Source organism: Clostridium sp. BIOML-A1, assembly GCF_009874105.1.
Classification (GTDB): Bacteria; Bacillota; Clostridia; order Lachnospirales; family Lachnospiraceae; genus Coprococcus.
Window position 1 is genome coordinate 84,731 of record NZ_WWTL01000012.1, and the last position, 12,897, is coordinate 97,627.

The 12,897-nt window shown below is 40.1% G+C and carries 12 protein-coding genes; 11 read left to right on the top strand and 1 reads right to left on the bottom strand.

Annotated features, from left to right (window positions below):
• Position 1: 1 nt before the first annotated feature.
• The gene (locus GT641_RS10335) at positions 2–1,327 is read left to right on the top strand and encodes a GHKL domain-containing protein (protein ID WP_161117459.1); all 1,326 of its coding nucleotides are present in this window, start codon (positions 2–4) and stop codon (positions 1,325–1,327) included.
• A gap of 154 nt (positions 1,328–1,481) precedes the next feature.
• On the opposite strand, the gene GT641_RS10340 is transcribed toward GT641_RS10335, so the two are convergent.
• Positions 1,482–2,015, bottom strand: coding sequence for a hypothetical protein (locus tag GT641_RS10340; RefSeq protein WP_008399932.1), 534 nt, complete (start codon positions 2,013–2,015; stop codon positions 1,482–1,484).
• A gap of 470 nt (positions 2,016–2,485) precedes the next feature.
• Here GT641_RS10340 and GT641_RS10345 point away from each other — a divergent pair, with 470 nt between their 5' ends.
• From GT641_RS10345 to GT641_RS10390, 10 genes are all read left to right on the top strand, one after another.
• Entirely contained in the window at positions 2,486–4,012 is a 1,527-nt protein-coding gene (locus GT641_RS10345; protein WP_161117460.1) for a DNA methylase, read from the top strand.
• Between the two features lie 15 nt (positions 4,013–4,027).
• The gene (locus GT641_RS10350) at positions 4,028–4,462 is read left to right on the top strand and encodes a YolD-like family protein (protein ID WP_161117461.1); all 435 of its coding nucleotides are present in this window, start codon (positions 4,028–4,030) and stop codon (positions 4,460–4,462) included.
• A gap of 149 nt (positions 4,463–4,611) precedes the next feature.
• The gene (locus tag GT641_RS10355) at positions 4,612–5,499 is read left to right on the top strand and encodes a sulfide/dihydroorotate dehydrogenase-like FAD/NAD-binding protein (RefSeq protein WP_044944533.1); all 888 of its coding nucleotides are present in this window, start codon (positions 4,612–4,614) and stop codon (positions 5,497–5,499) included.
• Entirely contained in the window at positions 5,499–6,887 is a 1,389-nt protein-coding gene (gene gltA / locus GT641_RS10360; RefSeq protein ID WP_117785569.1) for an NADPH-dependent glutamate synthase, read from the top strand. Before GT641_RS10355 ends, gltA begins: the two co-directional genes overlap by 1 nt.
• 206 nt (positions 6,888–7,093) lie before the next feature.
• Positions 7,094–7,696 (top strand): HD domain-containing protein, encoded by a 603-nt coding sequence (locus tag GT641_RS10365; protein ID WP_192919833.1) that lies wholly within the window; start codon positions 7,094–7,096, stop codon positions 7,694–7,696.
• Positions 7,697–7,917: 221 nt separating this feature from the next.
• Positions 7,918–9,264, top strand: a complete 1,347-nt coding sequence (gene gdhA / locus GT641_RS10370; RefSeq protein ID WP_008399921.1) for an NADP-specific glutamate dehydrogenase — start codon at positions 7,918–7,920, stop codon at positions 9,262–9,264.
• 258 nt (positions 9,265–9,522) lie between these two features.
• Positions 9,523–10,188: a phage holin family protein gene (locus tag GT641_RS10375; protein ID WP_161117462.1), complete on the top strand. Its 666-nt coding sequence runs from the start codon at positions 9,523–9,525 to the stop codon at positions 10,186–10,188.
• Positions 10,189–10,325: 137 nt separating this feature from the next.
• Entirely contained in the window at positions 10,326–10,766 is a 441-nt protein-coding gene (locus tag GT641_RS10380; protein ID WP_008399910.1) for a transcriptional repressor, read from the top strand.
• A 124-nt stretch (positions 10,767–10,890) separates the two neighbouring features.
• Positions 10,891–12,027: a putative manganese transporter gene (locus GT641_RS10385; protein ID WP_243143743.1), complete on the top strand. Its 1,137-nt coding sequence runs from the start codon at positions 10,891–10,893 to the stop codon at positions 12,025–12,027.
• Between the two features lie 27 nt (positions 12,028–12,054).
• Positions 12,055–12,789, top strand: a complete 735-nt coding sequence (locus tag GT641_RS10390; RefSeq protein WP_161117464.1) for an SDR family NAD(P)-dependent oxidoreductase — start codon at positions 12,055–12,057, stop codon at positions 12,787–12,789.
• Positions 12,790–12,897: the final 108 nt, after the last annotated feature.

Consider the following 12,897-nt stretch of genomic DNA (forward strand, 5'->3'; position numbering starts at 1 on the left):
TATGAAAATATTATTACTAAATAATTTATTGGATATTATGAAGTACATAACAATTTATTCTTTGATTTTTCATGGTAAAATTTATAAAAACAAAGCATCGGTTGTGAAGGCATTTATACTAACAGCTTTCTTGTTTATGCAAACATTTATTTTACAGAGTGGTAGTTTGATTATTTTAGTTTTTATTTCTTGTTTAATATTGTTGTGTTTGTATGAGGGAAAATACAAAAATAAAATTATTTTATTTTTGTTAACATGGATATCAGTGAATTATTTGGATACGATTTGCTACCTGTTTTTAGGTGGAGCTATAAGAGATAATGTTGTATGGTATTATTCGCATGCACCAGTAAATATAAAGTTAATTGAAAATATAGTTGCAGAATTCATAATATTATTAGTAGCATGGATATATACGAGGAATAATCATAAAAGATGGTTTGAAGCGAAACTTAATATTCGACAATGCATATTGTTGTTGGGAGCAATGCTGGGCTTATATATTGTTTTTATCACATTTATACTTTTTATGGCATATGGAGCACCAGATAAAAGAAATTTATTGAATATAATTTTAATTGCTTCTGCAATAATAACAATATCCTGCATCCTTGCCTTTTTCCTATATTCCAACCATTTGAAAAAAGAAAATGATCTGAAAACAAAGAATATTGAAGTTCAGGAAGAAAACGACGGCTTGCGGTTGGCGTTATATGCCAATATGGAAATGATGGATGATGATATGCGGCAATATCGTCATGATAATAGACATCATAGGGCGGTTCTTAGAGAATTGGCTTCTAAAGGAGACTTGGAGGAAATAAAAGATTACCTGGTACAGCTTTCAGAACAAGATGAAGATCTGAAGAAGAAAAATGTGCTATATACCGGAAATTATATGGTGGATGCCATCATAAATGGAATTATTGCGAAAGAGGCTTATTCAGATGTTAAGTTCCATTGTGAAGGTAAGTTGCCACGAAAATTAATGATTCAGGATGTTGACTTGAGCGGACTGCTTTCGAATGGTTTGGAAAACGCAGCGGAAGCCTGTTTGCATAGTAATGGTGATAAGTGCGTTCTGTTCAAAGCTGCAAGTTATGAGAACATGATTCATTTTGAGATTAAGAATACATATGACAGTACAAGATATAAAGCACTTTCAAAAGGAGATTTTGAAACAACAAAGAAGGATAGTGAATATCATGGATATGGAATAGAAAGTATGCGTCGTATTGTAAAGAAATATGATGGTAAGCTGGAGTATATCGTAGAACCGGAGTGGGTGATTACAGATATATACTTACAGCAAAAAGATGAAATATAAAAAATATGCTTAGAAACAAAAAGTCCTATGATCTGTTGCGTGATTGTGTAAGCCGGTTAGCAGACCATAGGATTCTTTTTCCTTGGTTTCTCTTGACAGGAGTAAAATATAATAGTAACATTAAAAATAAGAAATGGGTTTTCACCGTACAGTTTTATAACTCAAGCGGGCTGCTCGTTTCTTTTTTTATTGTTGTAATATCATGGAGATATTTTTTCCCATCTTCGGAGTGTTTTATTAGAAGAATGGCTGTAAATATATTGTATCTGATTAAAAGGCCGGTTTTGTCATCATAAACAGGAATTCCAAATCTGATATCGTATCGATACCAGCCGTATTTAGCGTCCTTGATATGTTTCCTTTCTTTGTTTTCTTCCCATCTCGGATTTTGAGCAATTTGTATTAGTTCAGGAATTCCTTGTGAAGCAGATGCTTTTGCTTTTTTCCTGGCGCCTTTTAAGGCGAGTCGGCTATTTGATCCGGAATATTCGGATGGAAAGTCTGGTCCGATATAAACAAACTCTGAGGTTTCTGTAATTTCATAGCAGTCGGAAATGTAATCTTTAAGATATATTTCAATTTGTTTCCAATCATCTTTTGTTAGTCCTTTAAATTTTTTATCATTAATGATAACAATTTTTCTGTTATTTTCATCTGTTATGATATTTACATTTCTATTTGAAGTCATAAGTAGATATTTTTCTCCTTTATGGATTGTATTTCATTAATTTAATTTCTGGCGCCTGTTTTGTCGACAAGGTCAGCTTACCAGAAATAAAGGAAAAAAGTTTGTAAATGTAATGAATGGTATGTCTGGATGTAATAACTTGCACTTTATAGTATTTTGCTAAAAGTATGGGTGAAAAATTATAAACTTGTTTTCCCTCTGATATCCGTTACAATCAGACTTGGAGAGATGACGGCAGAACAGATAACATGTATATTTTATAGAAGTCCGGATATGGCAGAAATGATGTATCTGGACTTTTTTGCCTCAATAATATCCCTGATATAGCACCGAAAACAGGCGGCGCTTTATTAGGTATCCGTATTTTCCCATTGAGAAAACCAACCATTTTACATATAATTGAAGCGTGGAATAAATGCAGAACAACCGTCGGATGATGGTGATAAGATATACGAAAGGAGCATAGATAAATGGAAGAAAATAAAACGTATATAGCGATTGATCTGAAATCCTTCTATGCTTCCGTAGAATGTAGAGAGCGGAACAGAGATCCCCTGACGACAAATCTGGTAGTGGCAGATCCGAGCCGGACGGAGAAAACGATCTGCCTTGCGGTATCTCCATCCCTTAAGGCATATGGAATACCGGGCAGGGCGAGACTATTTGAGGTTGTTCAGAAGGTGCGAGAAGCAAATAATATAAGAAGACGGAATATACCGGATCATCATTTTACCGGAGCATCGGATGACAGCACGAAGCTGGGGACAGATCCGACTCTTCAGCTGGATTATATTATTGCTCCGCCGCGCATGGCGCTTTATATGGAATACAGTACACGGATCTACGACATTTATTTGAAATACATTGCACCGGAGGATATCCATATTTATTCGGTGGATGAGGTATTTATGGATGTGACCGGCTATCTGAATACCTATCATATGACAGCCAGAGAGCTTGCTATGACGATGATACAGGATGTGTTAAAGACGACAGGAATCACAGCGACGGCGGGAATTGGAACCAATCTGTATCTTTGTAAGATCGCGATGGATATCGTGGCGAAGCATATCGAACCGGATAAGGATGGAGTGCGGATCGCGGAGTTGGATGAAATGTCATACCGCAGGAAGCTCTGGAGTCACAAGCCGATCACAGATTTCTGGCGTGTCGGTCAGGGCTACGCGAAGAAATTAGCCGAATATGGACTATATACGATGGGCGATGTGGCGAGATGCTCGGTCGGAAAGACAAATGAATTATATAATGAAGATTTACTGTATAAGCTATTTGGCATTAATGCAGAGCTGCTGATCGATCATGCATGGGGATATGAGCCTTGCACGATGGATCAGATCAAGGCATATAAACCGGAGACAAATAGTATTTGCACCGGACAGGTATTGCATTGTCCGTATGATTTTGATAAGACAAGGCTGGTTGTAAAGGAAATGACTGATCTTATGTCACTTGATCTGGTGGATAAGGGACTTGTTACAGATCAGATCGTGCTTACGATCGGATATGATATTGATAATCTGACAGATCCGGCGAGAAAGAAGAGATATAAAGGCGCTGTTACAACGGATCGTTATGGACGAAAGGTTCCGAAGCATGCGCATGGAACGATCAATCTGAAGCGGCAGACCTCATCGACGCAGATGCTTATGGATGCGGTAATGGAACTGTATGACCGGATCGTTGACAAGGATCTTTTGATCCGGAGGATCAATATTACCGCGAATAAACTGGCGGATGAACATACTGTCGCGAATGACGATGCGTATGAGCAGCTTGATTTTTTTACAGATTATGAGGCTGTAAAAAAACAAAGGGAAAAAGAGGAAGCAGATCTGGATCGGGAACGTCACATGCAGGAAGCTATGCTCAGTATTAAGAAAAAATATGGGAAAAATGCAATTCTGAAGGGGATGAACCTGCAGGAGGGAGCAACGGCGAAAGACAGAAATGCACAGATCGGCGGACATAAGGCATAAAGAGGTATATATAACATGCAGGATCAGAACAACCATAAATATGATGATATCATTCATTTGGAACACCCTGTTTCGAAGACACACCCGCAGATGTCACTCTATGACCGGGCGGCACAATTTGCACCATTTGCAGCATTGACAGGACATGCGGCGGCGATTCGTGAGACTGCCAGACGGACAGATGAGAAACGGGTGCTCAGTGATGAAGTATTGGAAGAATTGAATGAGAAACTAAACATTATTTCAGCAAATATAGGTACAGAACAGTTAGTGGATATTACCTATTTCGTACAGGATGAGAGAAAAGCCGGAGGAGAATATGTTACGCATTCCGGTATCGTTAAGCGAATCGATCTGTACAGGAGAGCGGTGATCATGGCAGATGCAACGATCATACCGATTGAAGATATCAGTCAGATAGAAAGCAATCTGTTTTCCGATTTGGAGTAACGTAAAAATTATATGATAATGCCTGAAAATTACACCTTTACAGTATTTGTTAATAGATGCTATAATGGACCATATTGTGCGATTTCGGCAGTGTAGTATTCCTGAGTCTTGTGTGGAGAGTCGGGAAAAGAGAAAGGAAGGATAAAAACGTGTTTAAGATTGTTAGAACAGAAGCGTTGACAGATGCAATCTATCTTATGGACGTGGAAGCACCAAGAGTAGCAAAGAATTGTCTTCCGGGTCAGTTTGTAATCGTAAGAGGCTCAGAAGATGGAGAGAGAATTCCTCTTACAATCTGCGATTATTCAAGAGAAGCAGGCACGATCACTATTGTATTCCAGGTAGTAGGTGCAGCAACAGAGATGATGAAGAATTTAAAGGCTGGAGACAGCTTTACAGATTTTGTTGGACCGCTTGGCCGTCCGTCGGAATTAGTAGAAGAAGATTTAGAGACATTAAAGAATAAGAAGATCTTATTTGTAGCCGGTGGTGTAGGAACCGCACCTGTATATCCACAGGTAAAATGGTTACATGAGCATGGAGTAGCCGCTGATGTTATCATCGGTGGAAGATCCAAAGAGCTTATCATCCTGGAAGAGCAGATGAAGGCAGTTGCCGGAAATCTCTACATTACAACAGACGATGGTTCATATGGAAGCAAGGGCGTTGTTACAAATGAGATTCAGAAGCTTGTAGACGCAGGCAACAAATATGATGTATGCGTAGCAATCGGACCGATGATCATGATGAAGTTCGTTTGTAAGCTTACAAAAGAGCTTGAGATCCCTACAGTTGTCAGCCTGAACCCGATCATGGTAGACGGTACCGGTATGTGTGGTGCATGCCGAGTAACAGTTGGCGGCGAAGTAAAATTCGCATGTGTAGACGGACCTGAATTTGACGGACACCTTGTAAATTTCGAAGAAGCTATGGAGCGTCAGCAGATCTATAAGACACAGGAAGGCAGAGCATATCTTGCAGCCAAGGAAGGCGACACCCATCATGGTGGATGCGGACAGTGTGGAGGTGACAAATAATGGACGTTTTAAATAGAGTACCGGTTCGTGAACAGGAACCTGCGGTTCGTGCAAAGAATTTTGAAGAAGTATGTTACGGATATAATGAAGAAGAAGCAATGGCAGAAGCAGCAAGATGTATCGGCTGCAAGAATGCACAGTGTGTAAAGGGCTGTCCTGTTTCTATTGATATTCCTGGATTTATCGCTCATGTAAAGAAGGGCGAATTTGCAGAGGCATTCCAGGTGATCAGCAAATCATCAGCACTCCCTGCTGTATGTGGCCGTGTATGTCCACAGGAGACACAGTGTGAAGGTAAATGTATCAGAGGTATCAAGGGCGATCCTGTATCTATCGGTAAACTGGAGCGTTTCGTTGCTGACTGGGCAAGAGAGCATGGCATTAAGCCGGAACCGGCAGCAGAGAAGAATGGAAAGAAGGTTGCAGTTATCGGTTCCGGTCCATCTGGTCTTACCTGTGCAGGAGATCTTGCAAAGATGGGTTACGATGTAACAATCTTTGAAGCACTTCATGAGACAGGCGGCGTACTGGTTTATGGTATCCCTGAATTCCGTCTTCCAAAAGATGGCGTAGTAAAGAAAGAAATCGAAAATGTAAAATCCTTAGGTGTTAAGATTGAGACTGACGTTGTAGTCGGTAAATCTGTAACGATAGATGAATTAATGGAGGAGGAAGGCTTCTCAGCAGTATTTATCGGTTCCGGTGCAGGACTGCCTAAGTTCATGGGTATTCCGGGTGAGAATGCAAATGGTGTATTCTCAGCAAATGAGTACCTGACAAGAAGTAACCTGATGAAGGCTTACAAGGAAGGCTCTAACACACCTATCATGGTTGGTAAGAAAGTTGCCGTTGTCGGCGGTGGTAATGTAGCAATGGATGCTGCAAGAACGGCACTTCGACTTGGTGCTGAGACACATATTGTATATAGACGTAGTGAAGAAGAACTTCCTGCCAGAGTAGAAGAAGTACATCATGCAAAAGAAGAAGGAATCATTTTTGATCTCCTTACAAATCCAACTGAGATCCTTGAAGATGAAAAGGGTTGGGTTAAGGGCATGAAATGTGTCAAGATGGAACTTGGTGAGCCGGATGCATCAGGCAGAAGAAGACCGGTTGAGATTCCTGGTTCTGAGTTTGTCATGGATGTGGATGCGGTTATCATGTCACTTGGTACTTCACCAAACCCACTGATCTCATCTACAACAAAGGGACTTGATACAAATAAGTGGAAATGTATCGTTGCCGATGAGGCAAACGGACAGACCACAAAGACAGGTGTATATGCCGGTGGTGATGCAGTTACCGGTGCAGCTACAGTTATCCTTGCTATGGGAGCCGGAAAGGCAGCAGCAAAGGGCATTGACGAGTACCTCAAAGGACTCAATTAATATATAGTCTTTGAAACAAAATAAAGGATGGTATTATCTATTATTCCGCAAGACGTTTAATAGTAATACCATCCATTTATTTTTGGATTTATATATCGATTAAAAAAATGGAGTCTATTTTGAGATGCGGTATAAAGTGATAGAACTATGCTCACGAGATATTGAACATAAAATTATTAAAAATATACTGAGAAGAGGTTATTACATTGAAGGAATATATTGCAAGAGATGACGCGTTTGAATTACTGAAGAAATATAATAAAGATCCATTCCATATTCAGCATGCGCTTACAGTTGAGGCTGTTATGAAATGGTATGCAAATGAACTTGGCTATGGTGAAGATTCTGAATACTGGGGCATCGTAGGGCTGCTTCACGATATTGATTTTGAACTGTATCCGGCAGAGCATTGTCTGAAAGCACCGGAGTTGTTAAGAGATGGTGGTGTGTCAGAGGATATTATTCATGCGGTCTGTTCTCATGGTTATGGAATTACAGTGGAATGTGGTACAACCATCGATGTAGAGCCGGTTCATGAGATGGAGAAGGTTCTGTTTGCAGCAGATGAACTGACAGGCCTGATCTGGGCAGCGGCATTGATGCGTCCGTCAAAGAGTACAAAGGATATGGAACTGAAATCTCTGAAGAAAAAATACAAGAGCAAGGGATTTGCCGCAGGTTGTTCCAGAGAAGTGATTGAACGTGGTGCTGCACAGCTTAACTGGGAGCTTGAGAAGCTTCTGACCATGACATTACAGGCAATGGCAGCAACGGAGGATGAGATCAAGGCAGAGATGGAAGACCTGTAAATCCCGCTAATTTGCTAGCACTTTAGCGCATTGCAACTTAAGAAAATCCTGCTTTTTCATTAAAAAGATAAAAAAATTCATAAAAATCATATTTTTACTTGATAAATTCAAGTCTATTGTTTATAATCTTAAGTGGAAATTTTCTTAAAGAGAAAATACTACTCCAAATGAATTTCGCAGAGATGCGATTTACTTATAATTAATTTAAGGAGGATTTTAAGATGTCATACGTTGATGAAGTGCTGGAGATCGTAAAGAAGAAAAATGCTGACCAGCCAGAATTTTTACAGGCAGTAACAGAGGTTCTTGATTCACTTAGACCTTGTATCGATGCAAACGAGGAGCTCTACAGAAAGAATGCGATTCTTGAAAGAATCACAGAGCCGGACAGACAGATCATGTTCAGAGTACCTTGGGTAGATGACAATGGACAGGTTCAGGTAAACAGAGGTTTCCGTGTACAGTTTAACAATTCTATTGGACCATACAAGGGAGGATTAAGACTTCATCCTTCAGTTAATTTAGGTATTATCAAGTTCCTTGGATTTGAGCAGGTATTTAAGAATTCACTGACAACACTTCCAATCGGTGGTGGTAAAGGTGGTTCTGATTTTGATCCTAAGGGCAAATCAGATAGAGAGATCATGGCATTCTGCCAGAGCTTTATGACAGAGCTTTGCAAGTACATCGGAGCAGATGTCGATGTTCCTGCCGGTGATATCGGAACAGGCGGAAGAGAGATCGGTTTCTTATTCGGACAGTATAAGAGAATCCGTGGATCCTACGAAGGTGTTCTTACAGGTAAGGGACTTACATATGGTGGATCACTTGCTCGTACAGAAGCTACAGGATATGGTTTATTATACTTAACAAACGCATTATTAAAGGATCATGGTATTGATATCGCTGGTAAGACTTGTATCGTATCTGGTGCTGGTAACGTTGCAATCTACGCAATCCAGAAGGCACATCAGTTAGGCGCTAAGTGTGTAACATGCTCCGATTCAACAGGTTGGATCTATGATCCGGAAGGAATCGATGTTGACTTACTTAAGGAAGTTAAGGAAGTTAAGAGAGCACGTCTTACAGAGTACGCAGCAGCCAGACCAAGCGCTGAATACCATGAGAAGAAGAACGGCGAGCACGGTGTATGGAATGTTAAGGGTGATATCGCATTACCATGTGCTACTCAGAACGAGTTAGACTTAGACGATGCTAAGGCATTAGTTGCAAATGGTGTTATCTCTGTAACAGAGGGTGCTAATATGCCTACAACATTAGAGGCTACTAAGTACTTACAGGAGAATGGCGTATTATTCGTAGGTGGTAAGGCTGCTAACGCCGGTGGTGTTGCTACATCTGCACTTGAAATGAGCCAGAACTCAGAGAGACTTTCATGGACATTTGAAGAAGTTGACGGCAAGTTAAAGGGAATCATGGAGACAATCTACGCAAACATCAGCGACGCTGCTAAGCGTTATGGTGTAGAAGGCGACTATGTTGCAGGTGCTAACATTGCCGGTTTCGAAAAGGTTGTAGAAGCTATGCTTGCTCAGGGTGTTTGCTAATCAAATACCGGTCAAAATCTAACAATAATTATTATATAGTAAATGTTAATATAAGACCTCGGAATCGTGATATGCGGTTTCGGGGTTTTTCTTTGCAAGAAAGACATTGCAGAAAAGTAATTTCTATAACGCTTTATTTCGGCATATGCAGATAAAATCTATAATGATTTTATGGAAAGTTTTTGATTGAATCTATGGAGACCTTTTCGTATAATATAGATATTGTATGCTTTTTACATAAAAAAGGAGGATCTTGATATGGGGAGAGATATTGTACTGGCAAAAATAAAAAAAGGTGGAATCACAGCGGTTGTCGGCGGAGCAGTGTTAATGCTGATTTTCGGATTGATCACAATAGGTGTGATGTCAGATAATGCAGATGACGGAATGGGTATGATCATTTTGTTTGGTTTATTTGCATTATTAGGAATTGTATTTATCATAATAGGGATTCGTAATATTGTAAGGCCTGAAAAAACCGGCTATTTGAAAAATAACCCGCAGCTTTTGGAGATGGCCGACCAGTTATATTCGCATATAATATATGAAGACCAATATGTATTGATTTCCGATAAGGTGCTTGCGAATAAGAAGCAGCCAACACAGATGACCTGGCTCTGGGATGTATATCTGATCTATCTGCATACTACATCGACGAACTTTATTCCAACCGGAAGTGAATATGTAATCGAAAATCGTTTTCAAAAGAACCGTGTTGCTATTAATGTACTGGCAAGAGGGAAAAAGAGTAAACAGGAGTTGTTGAATGTACTTGCACAGGCATGTCCAAATGCGAGATTTGGATATTCTGATGAGGGGCTGGCATATCTTCAGTATATGAGAAATCAGGACCTCAGAAATATCCCGAATACACCTTATTATCAGGGAGTACCGGTGCAGATGCAGGACAATTTGCAGCAGTAATTAGAATATGCAGTAGGAAGATAAAGTATAGATAGAATGTGTAACAAAAAGCAGATAATGTGACAGCAGATCGATACTGCATAGAATAACAGCTTACATAGTGGAGCCTTAAGAACAGTTAGAAAGCAGGAATTGAGATGGAACGTAAACATGAATATCAGACAAAGAGCAGACAGATGATCCTTGATTATCTGATCCGGAATAAAGATCGTGCCGTTCATGTGTCGGATATTATACGGCATATGGATCAGGAAGAGTGTTCGGTAAATAAAACAACTGTATACCGATATCTGGATAAGCTGGTCGCAGAGAAGACACTGATGAAATATGTGGCTGATAAGGGCGAAAAAGCAGGATATCAGTATGTAGAACAGCCATCCAGGTGTCAGAAGCATCTACATCTGCAATGCTCCGAATGTGGAAAGGTCATCCATCTGGACTGTGATTTCATGAAAGAGATATCAGAGCACATTTTGTCTGATCATGGGTTCACACTTTGCTGCAAGGATTCCATTTTATATGGTGTTTGCGACGAATGCAGTAAGAAAGAAAAGAAACAGAAAAATAAAACCAGATAACAGGAATTTCCATGCTGAAAATTGAATATTTCTGATAATAGGAGTTGACATTGGGCAAAATAATGCTATAATCTGATAATGCAACTTGGTTGCAAATTATATTTTCAGGAATGAGATGGATAGTATGGAATTGTTATTTGATTCGTTTTCAGATGCACTGATCGATAGTGTAAAATTAATACCATTTTTATTAGTGACATATCTGCTGATGGAATGGTTGGAGCAGAGAACAGAAGAAAAGCAGAAGCAATATATGCAGTCTGCCGGTGCGTTTGGTCCGTTGGCAGGTGGAGCACTTGGAATCGTTCCACAGTGTGGATTTTCCTGTGTGGCAGCGAACCTTTACAGTGGTGGTGTGATCACAGCAGGAGTTGTGCTTGCAGTATTTATGTCAACCTCTGATGAGATGCTTCCAATCTTTATTTCGCATACAGTAAATGCCGGTACAATTATTCGTATCCTGCTTGCAAAAATGTGCATTGCGATCGTTACAGGTTATGCAGTCGATCTTGCAAATAAATATATTCGCAGAAGATATCTGGCAGGAAGAAAAACGAAGCATATAGCGTCTTCAAAAAACGATAATTCTAAAAATACAGACAGTGCAGATAAAGAAAAATATTCGAAGCATTCTGGATATTCCGTTCAGGCAGCACAGACAGTCAATGCAGAATGTACACATAATTATAAAGATACTCATACACATAATGGAAAAAGTGTGCATGTGCATGATGAAAAAAATATGCATACCCACGATGAAAAAAGTACACACACACATCATGGACATATCCACTATGATGGTACGGACATAGAAGAAAAACATATCCATGATCTGTGTGAGCAGGAACACTGCAACTGTGAGGATGGAATCTGGATGTCGGCGTTAAAGCACACCTTGAAGATTACGGTATTTATTCTGGCGGTATCCTTTGTGTTAAATATTATTATCGGTATCGCAGGGGAAGATGCGATTGGAAGACTTCTTGGTGATGTACCGTTCCTTGGAGAAGCAATGGCAGCACTGATTGGACTGATACCAAACTGTGCACCGTCTGTTATCATTACAGAGCTTTATCTGGACGGAATGCTCAGTTCCGGAGCAATGATGTCAGGATTGCTTGTCAGTGCAGGCGTAGGACTTCTGGTATTGTTCCGTATGAACCGCCACAGATTAAAAGAAAACATTATGGTCGTTGGAACCTTGTATGTTACCAGTGTGTGCTGGGGATTATTGATCAATCTGTTGGGTATCACATTTTAAATAGAAAGAACAGCGAGAACAGAAAGAATGGAACAGAAAACAGCAATAGTTATCGGGGCATCAACAGGAATTGGTGCAGCAACGGCGGAAGCCCTTGCACAACAATATAAAAAAATAGCCATAACGTCATTTCGTCATCCGGAAAAGCTGAAAGAGGTTCAACAGAAGATACTTGCGCAGGGCACAGATTGTTATGCAGAGATCGGTGATGCCGGAGATTTTACATTTGTAAGGCAGTTTATAGAGCATGTAATCGAACATTTTGGTAAGAAGATTGATCTGTTGGTCAATAATGCCGGAATTTCTTATGTCGGGCTGCTGACCGATATGGATGAAACGGACTGGGAAAGAATTATAGATACGAATATAACGTCAGTATTTAACACATGCCGTCAGGTTGTGCCATACATGGTGCATGCACATAAGGGACGTATTATCAACATTTCATCTGTATGGGGCAATGTCGGAGCCTCCTGTGAGGTAGCGTATTCAGCGACCAAGGGTGCGGTCAATGCATTTACAAAGGCTCTTGCGAAAGAGCTTGCACCGAGCGGTATAGCGGTGAATGCAATCGCATTTGGAGCTATCGATACTACGATGAACGGGCATTTGTCATCGGAAGAAAAAAATGCATTGGAAGAGGAAATTCCGTTTGGCAGGATGGGAACAGAGACAGAGGCTGCAGAATTTATCATAACGGTAGCAAATGCCGGCAGCTATCTGACCGGACAGATACTGACCTTTGATGGCGGTTGGCAGTAGATCGGTAAACGTTTTGCAATTTCCCCAATTCTGTAGGATTACAATACATGTGTTACAACTGAATATAAAAAAAGCAGAGATACTTCTTTTGTGTTATATTTTAGTCAC